The 18,957-nt window shown below is 66.5% G+C and carries 15 protein-coding genes; 8 read left to right on the top strand and 7 right to left on the bottom strand.

The window, feature by feature from the left end:
- Nucleotides 1–14: 14 nt before the first annotated feature.
- Nucleotides 15–422 carry an SdpI family protein gene (locus OG874_RS37115; protein WP_330251705.1) on the bottom strand — a complete coding sequence of 136 codons (408 nt, stop codon included), beginning with the start codon at nucleotides 420–422 and terminating at the stop codon, nucleotides 15–17.
- A 218-nt stretch (nucleotides 423–640) separates the two neighbouring features.
- Between OG874_RS37115 and leuS the strand changes: the two genes are divergently transcribed.
- On the top strand, nucleotides 641–3,490 hold the full coding sequence (gene leuS, locus OG874_RS37110; protein ID WP_330251704.1) for a leucine--tRNA ligase: 2,850 nt from the start codon (nucleotides 641–643) through the stop codon (nucleotides 3,488–3,490).
- A gap of 60 nt (nucleotides 3,491–3,550) precedes the next feature.
- Here the strand turns inward: leuS and OG874_RS37105 are convergent, their stop codons facing one another.
- Together OG874_RS37105 and OG874_RS37100 are read right to left on the bottom strand one after the other, a co-directional pair.
- Nucleotides 3,551–4,318, bottom strand: a complete 768-nt coding sequence (locus tag OG874_RS37105; protein WP_330257586.1) for a polysaccharide deacetylase family protein — start codon at nucleotides 4,316–4,318, stop codon at nucleotides 3,551–3,553.
- Nucleotides 4,319–4,539: 221 nt separating this feature from the next.
- Nucleotides 4,540–5,235, bottom strand: coding sequence for an SDR family oxidoreductase (locus OG874_RS37100; protein ID WP_330251703.1), 696 nt, complete (start codon nucleotides 5,233–5,235; stop codon nucleotides 4,540–4,542).
- Nucleotides 5,236–5,475: 240 nt separating this feature from the next.
- Between OG874_RS37100 and ggh the strand changes: the two genes are divergently transcribed.
- Nucleotides 5,476–6,813 (top strand): glucosylglycerate hydrolase, encoded by a 1,338-nt coding sequence (ggh, locus tag OG874_RS37095; protein ID WP_330251702.1) that lies wholly within the window; start codon nucleotides 5,476–5,478, stop codon nucleotides 6,811–6,813.
- A gap of 164 nt (nucleotides 6,814–6,977) precedes the next feature.
- Nucleotides 6,978–7,754, top strand: a complete 777-nt coding sequence (locus OG874_RS37090) for a glycoside hydrolase family 25 protein (RefSeq protein WP_330251701.1) — start codon at nucleotides 6,978–6,980, stop codon at nucleotides 7,752–7,754.
- A 106-nt stretch (nucleotides 7,755–7,860) separates the two neighbouring features.
- On the opposite strand, the gene OG874_RS37085 is transcribed toward OG874_RS37090, so the two are convergent.
- A complete protein-coding gene (locus OG874_RS37085) occupies nucleotides 7,861–9,930 on the bottom strand; it encodes a PhoX family protein (protein ID WP_330251700.1) in 2,070 nt (689 codons plus the stop codon).
- Between the two features lie 348 nt (nucleotides 9,931–10,278).
- Complete coding sequence (gene tnpA, locus OG874_RS37080; RefSeq protein WP_330251699.1) at nucleotides 10,279–10,695, bottom strand: IS200/IS605 family transposase; 417 nt, start codon at nucleotides 10,693–10,695, stop codon at nucleotides 10,279–10,281.
- 22 nt (nucleotides 10,696–10,717) lie between these two features.
- On the opposite strand from tnpA, the gene OG874_RS37075 reads away from it, so the two are divergent.
- The gene (locus tag OG874_RS37075) at nucleotides 10,718–11,908 is read left to right on the top strand and encodes an RNA-guided endonuclease InsQ/TnpB family protein (RefSeq protein ID WP_330251698.1); all 1,191 of its coding nucleotides are present in this window, start codon (nucleotides 10,718–10,720) and stop codon (nucleotides 11,906–11,908) included.
- Between the two features lie 43 nt (nucleotides 11,909–11,951).
- Here the strand turns inward: OG874_RS37075 and OG874_RS37070 are convergent, their stop codons facing one another.
- Nucleotides 11,952–12,755: a hypothetical protein gene (locus tag OG874_RS37070; protein ID WP_330251697.1), complete on the bottom strand. Its 804-nt coding sequence runs from the start codon at nucleotides 12,753–12,755 to the stop codon at nucleotides 11,952–11,954.
- A 68-nt stretch (nucleotides 12,756–12,823) separates the two neighbouring features.
- Entirely contained in the window at nucleotides 12,824–13,363 is a 540-nt protein-coding gene (locus OG874_RS37065; protein WP_330251696.1) for a lipoprotein LpqH, read from the bottom strand.
- A 146-nt stretch (nucleotides 13,364–13,509) separates the two neighbouring features.
- On the opposite strand from OG874_RS37065, the gene OG874_RS37060 reads away from it, so the two are divergent.
- Genes OG874_RS37060 through OG874_RS37045 form a run of 4 tightly spaced genes read left to right on the top strand, consistent with a single transcriptional unit; the run spans nucleotide 13,510 to nucleotide 18,668 of the window.
- The gene (locus OG874_RS37060; RefSeq protein ID WP_330257585.1) at nucleotides 13,510–14,832 is read left to right on the top strand and encodes a hypothetical protein; all 1,323 of its coding nucleotides are present in this window, start codon (nucleotides 13,510–13,512) and stop codon (nucleotides 14,830–14,832) included.
- Nucleotides 14,832–15,845, top strand: coding sequence for a hypothetical protein (locus tag OG874_RS37055; protein ID WP_330251695.1), 1,014 nt, complete (start codon nucleotides 14,832–14,834; stop codon nucleotides 15,843–15,845). The genes OG874_RS37060 and OG874_RS37055 overlap by 1 nt, the downstream gene beginning before the upstream one ends.
- Nucleotides 15,781–17,403, top strand: coding sequence for a tetratricopeptide repeat protein (locus OG874_RS37050; protein ID WP_442943188.1), 1,623 nt, complete (start codon nucleotides 15,781–15,783; stop codon nucleotides 17,401–17,403). Before OG874_RS37055 ends, OG874_RS37050 begins: the two co-directional genes overlap by 65 nt.
- Nucleotides 17,400–18,668, top strand: a complete 1,269-nt coding sequence (locus OG874_RS37045) for a CHAT domain-containing protein (RefSeq protein ID WP_330251693.1) — start codon at nucleotides 17,400–17,402, stop codon at nucleotides 18,666–18,668. Before OG874_RS37050 ends, OG874_RS37045 begins: the two co-directional genes overlap by 4 nt.
- Nucleotides 18,669–18,957 lie beyond the last annotated feature (289 nt).

The raw sequence follows: 18,957 nt of genomic DNA, 5'->3' as shown, positions 1-18,957 counted from the left end.
CGGAAAGACCCAGCTCAGTTGGTTGGGGCGCAGGCGTCGCGGAGCGAGCACGCGCCGCAGGAGGAGCCGCAGCCACCGATCTGTTCGGCGGGGACGAGGGCCTCGACTGCGCGGGCCGCGGCGTTGGCACCTGCGCCGAGGGTGAACAGGGCGACGGTTGCCGTGAGAACGGCCACGATCACTGCTGGGAAGCCGCCCGCGGCGAGAGCGACGAGGCCGCCGGCGAACAGGAGTGCGCCCGCGGCCACCGAGGTGGGGGCGGCGACGCGGTTCGCGATGCGGAAGGTCGCTTCGTCGTACAGCGCCGCTTCGGTGTGCACCCCGACGAAGCGGTTGCGCGGGAGTCGGCCGGTCAGTCCGAGCACGCCGGTCGCGAGGGCCACGAAGGCCAGTACGAACAGGGTGAGAGCGACGACGAACACCCGAGAAGGTTAGCGCACCGGCGCCACGCGGCGGCGGGCCGCTCCCCCGCAACCGGTCAGCACCCGCACCGGAACCAGCCTGCGCAACCACTACGATTCGTCCGCGCAGGCCGCCCCGACAGGTCCACCGCAACCCGATTTTCGGTGCCTGACCCCGGACGTTCTACCCTGATAGACACAAATATGACGGGGATCGGCGAGAACAAGAAGGCAGGACCGTGGCGGACACTCGTGCAACCGAAAGCGATGTACCAGAGCACAGGTACAACGCCGGCCTTGCCGGCCGCATCGAACGCCGGTGGCAGCGGACCTGGGACGAGCGCGGCACCTTCCACGCGCCGAACCCGGTCGGCCCGCTCGCGGGTGCCACACCGGCGGACAAGCTGTTCGTCCAGGACATGTTCCCGTACCCCTCCGGCGCGGGGCTGCACGTCGGGCATCCGCTCGGCTACATCGCCACCGACGTCTTCGCCCGCTATCACCGGATGCACGGACGCAACGTGCTGCACGCGCTGGGCTACGACGCGTTCGGCCTGCCCGCCGAGCAGTACGCGGTACAGACCGGCGCGCATCCGCGGGTGACCACCGAATCGAATATCGCCACCATGCAGCGCCAGCTGGACCGGCTGGGCTTGGGCCACGACCGGCGGCGGTCCTTCGCGACCACCGATCCGGAGTACTACAAGTGGACGCAGTGGATCTTCCTGCGCATCTACAACGCCTGGTACGACGAGGATCTGGACCGCGCCCGGCCGATCGCCGAACTCGAGGCGCAGTTCGCCTCAGGTGCGCGGCCGACCCCCGACGGCCGGTCCTGGCCCGACCTGAGCGCCACCGATCGCGCCGCGGTGCTGGACTCGTATCGCCTGGTGTACCAGACCGATTCGGTGGTCAACTGGTGCCCGGGTCTGGGCACGGTGCTGTCCAACGAAGAAGTCACCGCCGACGGCCGCAGTGAGCGTGGCAACTTCCCGGTGTTCCGTAAGCGGCTGTGGCAGTGGATGATGCGCATCACCGCCTACTCCGACCGCCTGGTCGATGATCTGGATCGGCTGGACTGGCCGGAGAACGTCAAGGCCATGCAGCGCAACTGGATCGGGCGCTCGCGTGGCGCACAGGTGAAATTCGACGCCGACGGCGAGCAGATCGAAGTTTTCACCACCCGGCCCGACACCCTGTTCGGCGCGACGTATGTGGTGCTGGCACCCGAGCACGAACTGGTCGACAAGCTGACCGCGGCGGCCTGGCCGGCCGGCACCGATTCGCGCTGGACCTACGACGACGCCGACAACCCCGGGTACGCCGTCGCGTCATATCGCAAAGCGATCGCGGCCAAATCGGATCTGGAACGGCAGGAGAACAAGGAGAAGACCGGCGTCTTCCTGGGCACCTACGCGACCAACCCGGTGAACGGCGCGCAGGTGCCGATCTTCATCGCCGACTACGTGCTGGCCGGATACGGCACCGGCGCGATCATGGCGGTGCCGGGACACGACCATCGCGACTGGGAATTCGCCACGGTGTTCGGCCTGCCGATCGTGGAAGTCATTTCCGGCGGTGATATTTCGGCCTCGGCCCACGGGGGCGAGGGCGAACTGGTGAACTCCGATTACCTGAACGGTCTGTCCGTCGAGGCGGCCAAGTCGACGGTGATCGCCCGGCTGGAGGCCGACGGCCACGGCAAGGGCACCGTCCAGTACAAGCTGCGCGACTGGCTGTTCGCCCGCCAGCGCTACTGGGGCGAGCCGTTCCCGATCGTCTATGACGAAGACGGCGCACCGCACGCACTGCCGGAATCCATGCTGCCGGTGGAACTTCCGGAACTGGACGATTTCGCCCCGGTGACCTTCGATCCGGAGGATGCGGATTCCGAGCCGTCACCGCCGCTGGCCAAGGCGACGGACTGGGTGCACGTCGAACTGGATCTGGGCGACGGGCCCAAGCAGTACCGGCGCGATACCAATGTCATGCCGAACTGGGCGGGCAGCTCCTGGTACCAGCTGCGCTATGCCGACCCGACCAACGCGGACGCGTTCTGCGCCAAGGAGAACGAGCAGTACTGGCTCGGCCCGCGCACCGCTGAGCACGGCCCGAACGATCCGGGCGGGGTCGACCTGTACGTCGGCGGTGTCGAGCACGCGGTGCTGCATCTGCTGTACGCGCGGTTCTGGCAGAAGGTGCTCTTCGATCTGGGTGACGTGAGCGGCTATGAGCCGTACCGGCGCCTGTTCAACCAGGGCTACATCCAGGCGCACGCCTATACCGACGCGCGCGGCGCGTACCTGCCCGCCGCCGAAATCATCGAACGCGATGGCAAGCACTACTTCCCGGATCCGACCACCGGCATCGAGATCGAGGCGTTCCAGGAGTACGGCAAGATCGGCAAATCGTTGAAGAACGCCATCTCGCCGGACGAGATGTGCGATATGTACGGTGCGGACACCTTCCGCTTCTACGAGATGGCGATGGGTCCGCTGGACACCTCCCGGCCGTGGGCGACCAAGGATGTCGTCGGCGCGCACCGGTTCCTGCAGCGGGTGTGGCGACTGGTCCTCGACGAGGAGACCGGCGCGACGCGGGTCACCGACGCGGCGCCGTCGGAGGAAACGCTGCGGCTGCTGCACAAGACCATCGCCGGTGTGGACGATGATTACGCCGCGCTGCGCGATAACACCGCGGGCGCCAAGCTGATCGAGCTGACCAACCATCTGACCAAGAGCTACCCGGCGGGTGCGCCGCGCGCGGTGGTGGAGCCGGTGGTGCTGATGCTGGCCCCGATGGCGCCGCATATCGCCGAGGAACTGTGGGAACGCCTGGGCCACACCGCATCCCTCGCGCACGGTCCGTTCCCGGTGGCGGATCCGGCGCTGCTGGTCGAGGAGTCGGTGGAATACCCGATCCAAGTGAACGGCAAGGTGCGCAGCCGGATTCAGGTGCCCGCCGACGCCGATAACGCGACCATCGAGGCGACGGCGCTGGCCGATGAGAAGATCGCGGCACTGCTCGGTGGGAGTGCGCCGCGCAAACTGATCGTGGTGCCGGGGCGGCTGATCAATATCGTCGCCTGAGCCGTCCTGCTCGCCCAGGCATCACTCCGATGCCCGGGCGTGCGATTCGACACGGATGAGTCAGCGCGGCGGCGCGAGCACGTCGTTGAGGGTCACCATCGAGAGATTGCGCTCCTTGATGATGTCCACCAGTTGCCCGTAGACGTGCGTGACGGTGGGCGCGTTGGCGTGTCCGATGATGATGGTCTGCGCGTTGAAATACTTACGCGCGCACTCGATCAGATAACCCTCGGTGATCACGCCGGAGTCCGAGAGCGAGCCGTACCACATGGTAGGCACCGTATAACCGAGATCTGCGGCCACCCGATCGACCGTGCCGTTGTGGCGGCCGAACGGCGGGCGGTAGTACGGCGCGCCGTCGACGCCGAAGTTGTTCCACAGGAAGGACTTCGCTCGCTCGAGTTGCGAGGACACGCCCGCGGCCGACAGCTTGGTCAGATCCGCGTGGTCCCAGGTGTGGTTGCCGAGCTGGATCTGCCCGGAATCGACCAAGGGCCGCAACGCGTTTCGATGGATCGCCCACGAGTCGTAGTACGCGGTCACGAAGAAGGTGAACCTGGCGCCGGTATCCCGGGCGAACTGGATATAAGCGCCGACCACCTCGGGACTCGCGCCGTCGTCGACCGTCAGCGCGAGATTGGCGCCCCTCCCGGGCAGCGCGGTGATCGTCTGCGCCGGAATCGGCGTCTTCGGCCCGATCGGGGGCGGTGGCAATAGCGGAGCGGGTGCGGGCAGGATCGGCCCGCCGCGCCCGGATCCGCTGCTGAACGGCTCCCCGACCGCCTTCGAACAGCCGGTCAATGCCACCGCAGTCCCCGCAGCGAGCATCGTCAGCAGCCGACGTCTGTCCACGATCCAAACCCTTAGCTTCGCTCGAGCAGCGCCCCGTCACCCCGCTGACGTAACGCCCAGATAACAGTCGGGACTGTACCGAGCGGACCTGGCCGGCAGCTGAACCTTCGAACAACATGCAAACAAAACGACATCATTTGTTCGTCATTTCCCGCACTCGAGCGCGCTGCGCCGGATAGGAATCTCGCCGAGCCGAATCAGTACGGACGGAGCACGATCTCGGTCGGATGGCCGTCGCGCGGAGTGTCGATGGCGGCGCGCACCGTGCTCGCGACGGTCTCCGGGCGCAGGAACTCCTCCGCCCGATACTCGCGGCCCTCGCCGGCGATGATCTCGCGCTGCATATCGGTGTCGATGCGGCCGGGATGGATCGAGGTCACCCGCAGCGTCGGCTCCTCCAGCCGCAATGCGTCGCCGAAGGCGCGCAGCCCGAACTTGCTCGCCGCGTACGAGGCCCAGCCCGCGTTCGCCCGCAGTCCGGCGCCCGAATTGATCAGCACCACATGACCGTTGGTCGCACGCAACGCGGGCAATAGCAGCCGAGTCAGCTCGGCAACGGCGATCACATTGGCTTCCAGGGTATTTCGCCACTGCTGCACCGACGACTCGGCGATCGAGCCCAGATCTGCCACACCGGCGTTGTGCACCAGCACATCCAGCCGCCGAATCGGCGAAACCGCTTCGGCCACTGCGGAATAGTCGGTCAACTCGACCGCCCATCCGGTCGCGCCGGGCAGTTCGCCTAGGATCGCGCGCAGCGCTTCGGGCGAGCGAGCGCCGAGCAACAGCTCATGGGTCGGTGCGAGTTCGCGAGCGATCGCGGCGCCGAGCCCGCGGCTGGCGCCGGTGATCAGCGCGGTCGGCTTCGGTGTGCTGGTCACGGCGGTGGTCATGCAGCTCACGGTATCCGGCAACCGATAAGGGTCGTAGCACTACTAGGGCGCGCGGCGGTTGATACATAAAGCGAATAACTGAGATTCACGGACGGGGGATGCAGAGTGAGATCCGGCGCACACCAGCTGGCCACCAAACCGCACGAGAACACGACGAATGCCGCCGCTGGCGACGGCTCGCAGATCGGTCGGAACAGCACTGAGCGGGCGTACTTGCGGGTGTCACCGCAGAATAGGGGAATGGCACACCCAGGTTTCACCCCAACACAGCTCGCGGCCCGCGCCGCCTACCTGCTGCGGGGCAACGATCTGGGCACCATGACCAGCGCCGCGCCCCGGCTGTACCCGCACATGTGGAGTTGGGACGCCGCCTTCGTCGCGGTCGGACTCGCCCCGCTGAGCGTCGAGCGCGCGGTCATCGAGCTGGACACGCTGCTCTCGGCGCAGTGGAAGAACGGGATGATCCCGCACATCGTCTTCGCCAACGGCGTGGACGGCTACTTTCCCGGCCCATCCCGCTGGGAATGCAAGAAGCTGGCCGCCAATGCCCCGGACGGACCCGACACCTCCGGGATCACCCAGCCGCCGGTGCACGCCATCGCGGTGCAGCGCATCCTCGATCATTCCCGCCGCCACGGTCGCAGCACCCGGGCGGTGGCCGAGGAATTCCTGAATCGGCGCTGGCCGGATCTGGTGCGTTGGCATCGCTGGCTGGCCCATGCGCGTGATCCCAAGGAGAGTGGCCGGATCACGCTGTACCACGGCTGGGAATCCGGGATGGACAACTCGCCGCGCTGGGACCGGGCCTACGCGAACGTGGTCCCCGGCGACCTGCCGCCGTATGAGCGCGAGGATCTGCTGGTGGTCGCCGACCCATCGCAACGGCCGAGCGACCGCGAATACGACCGCTACCTGTGGCTGGTCGAGCAGATGCGCCGCGCCGGGTACGACGACTACCTGCTCGCATCCTCGATGAGCTTCGCCGTCGAGGACGTCTTCGTGACCGCGATCTTCTCGCTGGCCTGTGAGGTGCTCGCCAATATCGGCGAGGAGTACAAACAGCCGCATGCCGATGTCCGCGACCTGCACTCGTGGGCGGACCGGTTCCGGGCGGGCGTGGTCGCCACCACCGACGCGCGCTCCGGCGCGGCCCGGGATTTCGACGTGCGCCTGCAACGCTGGATCGGTACCGAAACCCTCTCGATGTTCGCCCCACTGCTGTGCGGCGGCCTGCCCCGCGACACCGAACGCAGCCTGCTGCGCCTGTTCGAGGGTCCGCGCTTCTGCGGCCACCCGGACCTGCGCTATGCCCTCCCGCCGTCGACCTCACCGGTATCCAAGGACTTCCGCTCCCGCGAATACTGGCGCGGCCCGGTCTGGCCGGTCATGAGCTGGCTGTTCTCCTGGGTCTTCGCCCGCCGTGGCTGGGCCGAACGCTCGTTCATGCTTCGCGCGGAGGGCCTGCGTCAAGCCAGCGACGGCAGCTTCGCCGAGTACTACGAACCCTTCACCGGCGCACCCCTGGGCAGCATGCAACAGTCCTGGACCGCCGCCTCGGTCCTCGACTGGCTCGGCTGACGATCTGCCCGGTCGCTATCCAACGGGATGACGACGTGGGATGCCGCACGGCGTGAGCTTTGCCGAGTAGTCGACTCCCGTGGCGGGTTCCTTGGTGAACATTGCGCAAATACCTCATACGTAACACTGGTCACAGCTGACACTTGTCGCTATCGTCAAAAGGCATGGATAGCACTCGTTGGAGATCGACTCGCGCATTGGCGTTGTCCGCGATCACTGTGGGCAGCATCCTTACCGCTACCGGCACGGCGGCGGCGGGACCGAGTGGGCCGGATGTGTCGTCTTGGCAGCACGTCGACGGGCGGTTCATCGACTGGTTCGCGGTGAAGCGGGCTGGGCACGACTTCGCCATGGTCAAGGCGACCGAGGGAGTGAACTACGTCAATCCGTACTTCGTGCCCGACAGTCTGCTGATGCGGGCGGCGGGCGTCGCGCGTGGGACATATCACTACGCGCGGCCGAATCTGGCGCCGGAGCCGCAGGCGGCGTTGTACGCGACGGTCGTGCTCGGGCAGAACGGGCCGATGGATCTGCCGCCGGTACTCGACCTGGAGAACGCGGGTGGGCTGGATCCGGGCGGGCTGATCAACTGGACGCATCGGTATCTGAACACCGTGCAGGCGCTGACCGGGCGGGTGCCGATCATCTACACGTATCCGAATTTCTGGAAGACGGCGATGGCGAACACCACCGAGTTCACCCGGTACCCGCTCTGGATCGCCGACTATCGCGGCAACGAACACCCCGAAGTACCCGGCGGCTGGCCGACCTGGACGTTCTGGCAGACCACCGACGGCGGCAGCATTCCCGGCATCGCGGGCGGCACCGATGTCAACGTGTACAGCGGCGCCCAAGGCGATTTCGCGCGCTACGCGAATATCGCCGGCCTGTTCGGCAGCCGCGGCGTGAGCGACGGGCCCGGAGGCGGTAGCGGAGCGTGACCACGCAGGGCCCCGGGAACGCCGCAAATTGAACACAGCTGAAACAACACGAAACCGCTACTCCCTGCAGGTCGAGTAGCGGTTTCGTGTGTTGCGCGGCCTTCGGCTAGGTGCCGATCCGGCCGCCGCCCTTCTTCCACACCGAGACAACGGCCGGTCGGGGCAGACTGTCGCCGCCATCGGGCCAGTGCGAGGCGGGCTTCTCGGCGGTCGCGTCGTCGCGCTCGCCCGGGTGCTGGACGCAGACGGTGACCCGGTGTTCCGATACGGTCGGACCACAGGTCTCCGCGCCGAACGGCACGGTCAGGAATTGTTTGGTCTCACCGCGATTCGCACCGTCGAGCACCACCGAGAACAGGCCGTCGTTGGCGCCGGTGGCGCGCGAGGCATCGGTGGAGATCCACAGGTTGCCGTAGTCGTCGAAGGCCAGGTTGTCCGGCGCGGCGATCGGGCTGACCTTGGCCTTGTCGAATCCGGCGAAGTATGTGTCGGTGGTCTTCGGATCACCGCACAGCATCAGGATATTCCAGGTGAACTTGGTGCCCGCGTGGTCGTCGTCGAGTTCGAGCACCTGCCCGAACTTGTTGACATTGCGCGGATTCGCCTCGTCCACGGCGGCCTTGCCCCCCGCACCGCGCTGCTCGTTGTAGGTCAGCGCGACATAGACCTTGCCGGACTTGGGATTTGCCTCGAAGTCCTCGGGGCGGTCCATCTTGGTCGCGCCGACCTTATCGGCCGCCAACCGGGTGAAGACCGAAACCTCTTCGGCGGTAAAGCCGTCCACCTTCGAGGTGGCCTTGCCGTCCTCGGCGGTGACCAGCAGCGGAATCCACTGGCCGGTACCGGTGAAACCCTTGTCCGAGGGGACGGTGCCGTTGCCATCGATCTTGTCCGGGTGATCGCCGGTGAACTTCGCGACGTACAGCGTGCCCGCGTCCAGGATGGTCAGGTTGTGCCGCATGCTGGCTTGGCCGGTGCCAGACTGCACCTTTCGCGACGAGACGAACTTGTACATGTAGTCGAAGCGCTCATCGTCGCCCATATAGGCGACCACGGTGCCGTCCGCGGCGACATGGATGGTCGCGGCCTCATGCTTGAACCGGCCGAGCGCGGTGTGCTTGATCGGCGCGGCCGATGCATCCCACGGGTCGACCTCGATGACCCAACCGAAGCGGTTGGCCTCGTTCGGTTCCTTCTCCAGATCGAATCGGGGCTCGTGGCGCTCCCACTTGCGTTCGGAGGTGTTCGCGAAACCGTAGCGTTTGAGCCTTGCCTTGGCGGGCTCGTCGGCGACCTTGTCCGCGTTGGCGAAGTACTGGTTGATGTTCTCTTCACCGGAAAGCACAGTGCCCCACGGGGTCACACCGCCGGAGCAGTTGTTCAGGGTGCCGAGCACCTTGGTGCCGGTCGGGTCGGCGTTCGTCTTCAGGAAGGCGCTGCCTGCGGCCGGACCGCTGACGGTGAATTCGGTGGAGCCGGTGATGCGGCGGTTGTACTTGCCGAATTCCGGTGTCAGCTTGCCGGTTTCGGATTCGCCCTTGACCTGGACCACCGAAAGACCGTGTGCGGCAAGCGCGGTCTGGTAGTGCTCCAACGACGGATTCGCCTTGTCATAGCCCTTGAACATCTGCGGCTCGGTGGTGTACTCGTGATTCACCACCAGCAGGTAGGTGTTCGCCTGCCCCTCGATGGGCAGCAGCGCCGCGAAATCGTTGTTGAAGCCGAACTGCTTGCCCTGTGCGGCCGCGCTCTGCTTGTCGGCGTCGAATTTCGGCGCGTCCGCGAACAGCGGATCGCCCCAGCGGATCACCACGTTGTGCTCGTAGCCCTCCGGAATGACCAGCGCGTCATCGGAATTCGCCGCGACCGGCTTGAAGTTGGTGCCTACCGGCACGCCGTCGACCAGCGAGCCACCCGCGGCCAACTCGACCTTGTCGTCATCTCCGCAAGCCGCGAGCACACCGGCCGCGCCGACCGCGACCACGACACCCGCACTGCCCTTCAGCAGGCCGCGCCGCGACAGCGCCGCTCGCACCATATCGCCGAAATATTCGTTGTCCGAGGTGTTCGGCGCCTCGTGGAAGCAGGCGTTACCGCACTTGTACTGACAGGTGAGGGCCGACCGCTTCGGCCGGCCGTCCCGCTTCACGAACAGGGCGAGGGGTTTGAGGTTCACGACTCCGCCTCGCTGACGCTCGGCTCCGTCGTGCCCCCCAGAGGGGCTGTGTCGATGGCTCGCTTCGCTCACGTGGCGACCTCCTGGATAGTGCTGACGGGCGCACGTTAAGCGCCCCAAACGATCCCCGGGAAACGTTCCGATGAACGGCTGACCAATTAGGTAACCCTCAAAGCCGACCTGTTACTACGGCTTCTCGAGTGTTCTGACATACGAAAAATGTTGCTCTCGTTCGCTGGTATCGAACGAGAGCAACATTCGCTGGGCTACCGAAGGTCCGCTAGTGCGCCGTCCTTCAGGGCGGTGGTGAAGGCGGACGCGGGAGTCCGCGCAGCGGGCGAGCGTGCTCTAGACGGGCCGGTCTTGTTGTTCGATGTACTGGCGCAGCGCCGAGATTGGGGCGCCGCCGACCGAACCGGCGAAGTAGGAGCCCGACCATAAGCGTTGTGCCCGCCAATAGTGACGCACGAGGTCGGGGAACTCTTGACGCATTCGGCGCGAGGACACGCCTTTGAGGGAGTTGACCAGCTTGGACAGGGCGACCTTGGGTGGGAAGTCGACCAGCAGGTGGACATGGTTGGTGTCGCCGTTGAACTCGACAAGCTCGCACTCGAAGTCCTCACACACCGCGCGCATGATCTGTTCCATGCGGCTCAGGTGCCGGTCGGTGAACACACGATGTCGATATTTGGTGACGAAGACCAAGTGGGCATGCAGCACGAAAACACAGTGCCTGCCGGTGCGTATGTCTCCGTATTCGGCCATAAACCAATGATAGAATCAGGTGGTGCAGCTTCGATACAACTTCCGCTTGTATCCCACAGTGGGACAGCAGGTGTCGTTGGCGAAGGCGTTCGGTTGTGCGCGGGTGGTGTTCAACGACGCGCTGGCCGCTCGGCGCGAAGCGTTCGAGGTCGGGAAGCGGATCAGCGACGGCGAGTTGTCGAAGCGGCTCACCGAGGCCAAGCAGACCCCGGAGCGGGAATGGCTCGGGGAAGTGTCAGCGGTGGTGCTTCAGCAGGCACTCGCCGACCTGAACACGGCCTACCGGAACTTCTTCACCTCGTCGTCCGGGAAGCGCAAGGGCGCGAAGGTTGCTCCGCCGAGGTACCGGTCTCGCAAGGACAGCAGGCAGTCGATCCGCTTCACCCGCAACGCCAAGTTCACTGTGACCTCGGGCCGGAAGCTGCGGCTGCCGAAGATCGGCGACGTTGTGGTTCGCTGGTCGCGAGAGCTGCCGTCCGCTCCGACGAGCGTGACCGTTGTGAAGGATGCGGCGGGCCGTTATTTCGCGTCGTTCGTCGTTCAGGTCGACACCGAGCTGTTGCCCGAGGTGGACAGCGAGGTTGGTATCGACCTGGGGCTGACATCGTTCGCGGTTCTGTCGGACGGGAAGACGATCGCCTCGCCACGCTTTCTGCGGCAGGCCGAACGCAAGCTCCGCAAGGCGCAGAAAGCGTTGTCCCGCAAGGAGAAGGGTTCCTTCAATCGGGCCAAGGCCCGATTGAAGGTTGCGAAGGCGCACACGAAGGTGGCCGACACGCGCCGGGACTGGGCGCACAAGCATTCCACGGCGATCATCCGCGACAACCAAGCGGTATACGTCGAGGACCTGTGCGTGAAAGGTCTCGCCCGCACGAGGCTGGCGAAGTCGGTCCACGACGCCGGGTGGGCCATGTTCACCCGCATGCTGGAGGAGAAAGCCAACCGTTACGGCCGAGAATTCGGCAGGGTGGATCGGTTCTTCCCGTCCTCGCAGATGTGCTCGGTGTGCGGCGCGCTGTCGGGCAGCAAGCCCCTGCATGTGCGCGCCTGGACCTGCACGTGCGGCACAACCCACGATCGGGATTTGAACGCCGCGAAGAACATTCTGGCCGCAGGACGTGCGGACAGCCCAACGCTTGTGGAGCTGGTGTCAGCCTCGGCCTCGGTCGAGCAACCGGCGTTGAAGCAGGAACCCACCGGAAGCGCGGCGTAGCCCGCACAGGCCGGAATCTTCCGCCTTCAGGCGGGAGAGGACGTCAAGCATTGACTTGTAGGGCGACGACGACCTCCTGCTCGTTCTCCGGCAGATAGTGAACCGAAATGATGCGGCCGACCTGGACTTGGCCGACGCTGGCGGGCGGCAGAAACTTCTCCACGCGGGTGGCGAATGTTGTTCCGTCCGGGCGGGTTACGACCAGGCCGAGCTCGATCTTGGAGTGGCCGTTGCGGATTTCGCCGGGCACCGACAGGGTCTGCACGACCGCCTGGGCAGTGCTGCCGCGCTCGGCGATATCGAGTTTGGCCCTGGTGGTGAAGCCTTTCCGCAGCATTGATTCGTTCATCGCCTGCTGTGCCGCGGACATATCGCCCGAGCGGTCGACCTCGACCTTGTCGGGGCGGTCGGGCCGGTAGCGCACCGGCAGGACGACACCCGGCTGCAGCAGCGCGAGTTCGGTGAGCGGGACGATCATTTTCGCCTGTGCGTCGAAGATCTTGCCGTCGACGCCCTCGACGCCGAATTCGATGCGGATCTGCGGCTGGTCATTGACGGTGAGTCCGGTCTGGTGGAAGGACTTCACGGTGCCGATGCCGAGCAGACCATCGCGGAATTCGGCGCTGTTGTGACCGGTGAAGGCCTGCAGAATGCCGTCTCCGGTGAATGCGAAGACGATGGGGACGACGGTGATGGCGATAATCGGCAGCGCCATCTGCGGGCCGACCCAGGCGAGCATGCTGTCGTCGAAAACATCGGACGGAACATAGGTGAGGCCGTGCCAGAGGTAATAGCCGATGGCCAGGACGAGAAAGGCGAGGGCGATCGAGCGGGCGATGGTTTTCATGATTTCCTAATGGGTAGTAGGCCCGCTCACGCCCTACCCAGGGCGTGAGCGAGCGGGGCAATCGATATTTAGCCGCCGACGACCGTCGAGCAGGCGAAGGTGATGTCGAATTTCGACGCCTTCGGGCCCGCGGTGGGATTGGTGAGGTCGGGGGCGCCGACACCTTCACCGGTGACCTTGTAGGTATTGCCGTCCTTGACGAGCTTCGCCGATCCGCCGGGCATTCCGTTGCCGAAGCCGAGCGCGTAGGGCAGGCCATTGGCGCCACCCTTGCTGCCCGCGACCGCTACCGCCTGGACCGAATCGGCGCCGGTGATGGAGGCGCTGACGCTGAGGGTGCCGTAGGTCGCGTTATTGGTGTCGCTCAGCGCCAGGGCCAGGGTGCCGCCCTGCTTGGCGCAGGTGGTCTCGAACTTTCCGTCGAGCGCCTTGCCGTCGACCGCGGCCACGGACTTGCCGGACGGCGCGGGTGCCGCCGCGGTGGCCTTCGCGGATGTGGTCGGGCTGCTGCTGCCGGAATCATCGCTGCATCCGGTGACGAACAGGCCGACGGCGGCGGCGGTGACGGTGAGAGCGGCGGCGTAGATACGGACCGGCTTCGTGTTCATGATTTCGTTCCTTTTGCTTCGTTCGGCCCCGCGGTGGAGCCGATACGAGAAAGGTAGAAATGCCTCGCGCCCTACCGATCCCAGTTTTCCGGTGCCTCGCATCGGCAAAATTCCGTTAACCTGGTCGAATGCGACGGCCGCGCGCGATGGTGCTGGATGAGGTTTGGCGCCGGTTCGACGGTGTCGAGCCCCTCAGTGGACCGCATGGCGGACCGTTGCGCCGCACGGTGAAGCTCATCCTCGACCCGTTGGTCATTCGCCCGGTTCAGCATCCGCTGTGCGCGGGCCCGATCCTCACCGCGGATGGCGCGACCCTGCTCGCCACCCGGATGCACGCCGCCGCGGACGTCCTGCGTGCGACGGCCGGCTGGTTCACACTGCTCAAGCAGGTCCGGCGGGCGTTGCGGATCACCGAGGGCAATCCCCAAGATCTGTATTTCCAACGCTGTTTCGAACTGGCGACCACCTCGGGTGCGCCGGATGCGGTGCGGGACAGGGCGATCGCCGAGGCGGCGCTGCGTGACATTCACGAGTTCACCGCGGGGCGGACCACCCAGGCGCTGAAGGAGTATCTGACCGATGGAGCGCGCGGCGGCGAACTCACCGCGCTGATCGATATCGCGTGGGGGCGGCGGCCGGTGGCCGGTCCGACCGGAGACCACACGCTGCTGGCGCTGGCCCTGCTCGAGGCCTGCGCCGCCGCCCGGCTCGGGTACACCGGCGACGACGGCCAGGCGGAGTTCGACCGGCTGGTGGCCGCACATGCGGGCACCCATACGGGAATTCGGCTCTGGCACAACGGATCAGCACCGACAGCGGCGGAGCTCGGGCTTACCGCGCATCCGCTGCCGCAAGCACCCGCGCTCGGCGTCTCGGCCTCGAAGGCCACCCTGGGGCTGCCGTTCGATCGGACCATCTACGAGCGCGTCTTCACCGCGCTGCAGGCATCCAGCGAACGCGCCGAGCTGCCGCCGATTCCGGAACTGGTGACCACGGAGATCGCCCGGAGTTGTTCGCCCTGGGCGCTTCTCGATGAATCGCTGCGGGTCGCGGCGTCCACCGGACGCACGCTCGCGTTGGGGCTGCGACCGATCGGGACCACCCAGGACACCGAGACGGACGGTGCTCGGACAACAGCGCATCGAGTCATCAACGGCCGCTGGCAACGTGAGGCGTATGTGCTGCAGGCGCGGCGGCTCGCGGTGAGTGTCGGGCCCAACGATGGGCCACTGGCCGCCATCGCCGCCGAATTGCGCACACCGTGGCGGTCCTACCTGCGACGACTCTGGGTGCGCCTGCACGGTCGCGATGTCAGGGAGGCCGGCGTCTATGAGCCGGACGAGCTGTGGGATCTGCTCGATGGTGTGGCCCGGTCGGTCATGCTCGATCATCGGATGCGGGTCAAGCAGGCGCTGAGTCTGAGTTCCCTGGTGAGCGAGCCGGACTCGGCGGAATCGAGGGCGAGCTGATGAGTGGAACAGTAGCCCTCACGCGGGCCGCGGACGGCGTGTGGATCATCGCGCCCGCGGGTGCGCCGACCGTAGTCGATGACGCCCCCGGCATCGATGCCATGGTGCTCGATGTGGTCGGCGGGTACCTGTCATGGAGTGTGCTTGCCGGACAGTCGACTCCGGCCGCGGTGATCGACGATTTCGTAGTTGCCCAGGAGTGGATTTGGGCGGTGTACGGCGAGCGGATTGCCATGGCCGTTGACGAATTCGACGGTGAATCAATCGAACTGCCGGCTGAGCCGGAGTTACCGGAGCTCGTCGCGAATGCGTGGCGACTCGGATACGCGCACTGGGCGGCGCGGTGGTGGCCGGCGTCGATCATCGATGGGATCGGGCCGCTCGATGAGCACCTGCTGGACCAGGAGATCGCCGCGTTGCAGGCGAAATGCGATTTGCTCGTCGAGCAGGACGAGCCAGCTCACCGTGCGTTGTCCAGCGTCGAAATACCAGCTCGCGCCAACGATTACGCCTTGGCGGCAGGAAGCGACTCCGGCATTGCGACGAGCGCACTCATCCTCGCGCGCGGCACCGGGGGCTGGGACTGGCATCGGTGCCCACCCGGGCTGATCGATGCCTCGGAACAGGCGGTGTCCTGGCAGGTGCTGCGGGCGGGCGGCACCACGACCGTTCGGGTGGATGTCGTTGCCGCACCGCAGTTGCCGTCCGATATTCCGGCGCACCTGCGGCCACGCGCGCTCATCACCATTGCCGATGGCACCATCGAGACCGAACTGAACCTGGCCGGCGATACCTGGAGCGGCCAGGTGCGCACGGATGCGGAGGCCGCCTCGGCCGTGGATGTCTATGTGCCCGGACTCGGCACACCGGGACCCGGTAGCGCGGACGACCGCCACCGGGTCCGCGATCTCGCGGCGGCCCGATTGCGGCGTGCCACCGGCGTCGACGATGCCGCGTTCGACTCGCCCCTGCTGGCCGAAATCGCGACTGCCGCAGCGGAATCGGACTTCTGACGTGCAGGATGACGGTAGCAAGCTGCTCGCCGAGGGTGCGGCCGCCTACACCCGCGGCGATGTCACCGAGGCCCGGCGCCTGTTCGAGGACATCGCTCGCACCAGCACCGGCGGTCTGCGGGTCAGCGCACTGGTCAATGCGGCGAGCATGTGCGATGAGCTCGGGGATCACGCCGGTGCGGTGGTGATGTTCCGCGAGGCGCTGGCCGAGATGCCCGAGGACGCGGTCGAGAAACGTCCGGCCGCGCTGGTCAATCTGTCCCAGGCGTTACAGCATGTCGGCGATCTCGATGGTGCGAAGGAGGCATTGGAGCAGGCGCGGACCATCCTCACCGAGACCAACAACGAGAGTCACCTGCGGGTGGCTTGTCTGCTGTCGCTGACCGCCGTCGCCTTCCATCGCCAGCACTGGGCCTACGCCATCGAACTCGCCACCGAAACGTTGGACGCGGCAGTGCGGTTCGCGCCCTATCTAGCCGGGCATCCGCTATCGACGCTGAGCGGGATCTATTTCGAAACCGGGCGGCGCGAGCTGGCCTTGGATTTCGCGCAGCAGGCGCTCGCGGCCTTCGACGCGGCGGGTGACCGCAATGCGGTCGCCGAGACCGAACAGAATCTGGGCACCATGTACGTCCGATTGGACCGCTTCGACGAGGCGGAGCCGCTGCTGCGGTCCAGCCAGGAGTACTTCGAGCAGTCCGGGCTGGGGTACCGCGCCGGCATCGGGCTCAAGACCATGGGATTCCTGGCCGAGGGTCGCGGCGCGACCGAACGCGGTCGTGAGTTGTACAGCCGGGCGCTGGAATATTTCCTCGAGTCCGGGGCGGTATTGGACGCCGCCGATGTGCGGGTGCGCCTGGCGACGGTGGCCTACGCGGAGGGCCGATTCGATGAAGGTGAGGAACTGATCGCCGCGTCGTTCGCCGAGTACGCCGAACGCGGACTGGGGCTGCAGTGCGCGCAGATCGACTTCTGGCATGCGGCGCTGCTGGAAGGGGTGATCGAGGCGAGCGAGCGACCCGATGCCGAAATGCTTTCGCGGGCGGTGGATCTCGCGGTAGCTTCGGCGCTGGCCATCGATGCCGTGCGCTATACCCTGCCGAACGGCAACCAGCGTGAGCAGTGGAACCGCCAGATCGCGGATCCGGCAATGCGGATGGCCTTCCGGTTCGCCTACCTGTCCGGCGATGGTCCGCTGCTGGCCGATCTCATCGAAACACAGTGCGCGGGAACGGCATTGCATATCGATAAATCCGAAACCATCCCCGCGCCACGGCTGCCACTCGAACTCTTCGATCCGCCAGCGGCCTCGGACGAGCCGCAGGCGGCCCTGCAACTCGGGATGGCGATGCAGTTCGGCACCGGTAGTCCAGGCGGCACCGCGCCGCGACTCGGGACAGCCTTGGCGACGGTCGCGGCGAGTGCGGGGCTGCCGGTTTCGCCGCCGCCACAGCTCGCCGTCGCACCGGACGGGCATATCGCGCTGGGCGCGCACATTATCGCGGCCGAACAGCGTTACGGGCAGCCGGTCCGCGACAGTCGGGTGTTGCCCGCATGACGAACGCAGGGGAACAGCCGACGGTCATCGTGCGCATGGCCGATGCGGGCGATCTGTACATGTCCTGGCGCTGGTCCGGGAACGACTACAGCCGAGGGGCGAGCATGTTGCCCGAGGCGGAGATAGTCGAGGCACTGCGACTGTTGGTCGACGCATTGCCGAACCCGGCGGATCCGGACGCACTCGAACGCGCCCTGACGACCGGGGCGTTCGCCGCCTACGACACTGAATATCGTGTCGCACAGGCCCTTTCGCGCGCACTGCTGCCCTATGGCTTGGCCGAACAACTGTACGACCTGCATGTGCGCGGCGTGCGCCCGCACATTCGGTTGCAGCCGTCACCGCGGGTAGCCCAGGTCCCGTGGGAGATCATCGCGCCGAGCCCCGACCTGCGCCTGGTCGATATCGCGGATGTGAGTCTGCTAGCCCCGGCGAGCATCGTGCACGCTCCGGGCCGAAAAGCCAACTCCTGGAACGAGACCCGTGAGCTGCCGGTGGTGGCCGTGCTCGACCCGCGTGTCCCCGGTTTCCGCGCCGACTCCGCGCTGGGATCGGTGCTCGGCCGCATGGAATCCGACACCCCACTGGCCCGACGCGTCGCCGAATACTCTGCGCAACAACGACTATTGCCTGCGGTGGCCGATCCGACCGCGGCCTTCCGCCGCACGGATATCGATCGCACCTGGTTGAGCGCGGCACTGCGACAAGGCGCGAGCCGCCTGACCTACGTCGGCCACGTGACCGCCGCCGCACCGGAATCCGGCCAAAGCGAAGACGCCCAACTACATCTGGCCTGCGCCGCCGACACCATCGGCTTCGCGACCCCGACCCGCGTCCACCGCCCACTCTCCGCCAAGGACCTACTCCTCGGCACGCACACCCTCGACCCCGAACCCGCTGCGGGAGCGCACCTCTGGCCCATCCCGAGCCGAGTCGCCCTGATCGCCTGCGAAAGCGGCGGCGACCTGCGCTTCAGTGAGGCGCTCGGCCTGGTCGCCGCCATGATCAACAACGGCGCCGAACTGGTCACCGCCAGCAGATGGCCCCTCCCCACCGACCTCGCCTTCCAACGCCTGGCCGGCGCCGCCCCCGACGCCCACCCCCTCCAAGACGCCATCTGCTCCATCGACACCGCCCACGAACAACCCGACCCCGTAGCAACTCTCGCCGAATGGCAACGAAAGCGCCTCACCGCCTGGCGCACCGAACGCACCATCCCCCACTCCCCCATCCTCTGGTCCGCCTTCGCCACCGTCCGCGCTTGAGCGCGTATGCGGCTAGGGCGTGTTTCGAGTAGCCGCCGTCGCCGTGGATGTTGGCGCTGTCGGGTTGCGCGTTCCACCAGACCGGCGCGGTGCGACGCAACCGCGCGAATTCTTGATGAGGGACCCGCTGACCCCAAATCGCTGGATCGTGAAGTCGAATCCGGGGGGCAATGTTGGTGTCGACACGACAGTCATCCTCCTTGTCGCGGCGTGAATCACGCTTGGTTGCAACAGCTATCCGGCCGGTGATTCGAGTCGGTGACTCGCGCCACAAACGTGACCGTACCAA

Source organism: Nocardia sp. NBC_00565 (assembly GCF_036345915.1).
Classification (GTDB): Bacteria; Actinomycetota; Actinomycetes; order Mycobacteriales; family Mycobacteriaceae; genus Nocardia.
The sequence above is the reverse complement of the archived record's forward strand: the minus strand, read 5'-3'. Positions and strand labels throughout refer to the sequence as shown.

Bases quoted from the DNA above. Each gene is read 5' to 3' on its own strand.
- OG874_RS37105 (WP_330257586.1), bottom strand. From the start codon at position 4,318: ATGCTCGCTGCGGGGACTGCGGTGGCATTGACCGGCTGTTCGAAGGCG.
- OG874_RS37100 (WP_330251703.1), bottom strand. From the start codon at position 5,235: ATGACCACCGCCGTGACCAGCACACCGAAGCCGACCGCGCTGATCACC.
- ggh (WP_330251702.1), top strand. From the start codon at position 5,476: ATGGCACACCCAGGTTTCACCCCAACACAGCTCGCGGCCCGCGCCGCC.
- OG874_RS37090 (WP_330251701.1), top strand. From the start codon at position 6,978: ATGGATAGCACTCGTTGGAGATCGACTCGCGCATTGGCGTTGTCCGCG.
- tnpA (WP_330251699.1), bottom strand. From the start codon at position 10,695: ATGGCCGAATACGGAGACATACGCACCGGCAGGCACTGTGTTTTCGTG.
- OG874_RS37070 (WP_330251697.1), bottom strand. From the start codon at position 12,755: ATGAAAACCATCGCCCGCTCGATCGCCCTCGCCTTTCTCGTCCTGGCC.
- OG874_RS37065 (WP_330251696.1), bottom strand. From the start codon at position 13,363: ATGAACACGAAGCCGGTCCGTATCTACGCCGCCGCTCTCACCGTCACC.
- OG874_RS37060 (WP_330257585.1), top strand. From the start codon at position 13,510: ATGGTGCTGGATGAGGTTTGGCGCCGGTTCGACGGTGTCGAGCCCCTC.
- OG874_RS37055 (WP_330251695.1), top strand. From the start codon at position 14,832: ATGAGTGGAACAGTAGCCCTCACGCGGGCCGCGGACGGCGTGTGGATC.
- OG874_RS37050 (WP_442943188.1), top strand. From the start codon at position 15,781: ATGCCGCGTTCGACTCGCCCCTGCTGGCCGAAATCGCGACTGCCGCAG.
- OG874_RS37045 (WP_330251693.1), top strand. From the start codon at position 17,400: ATGACGAACGCAGGGGAACAGCCGACGGTCATCGTGCGCATGGCCGAT.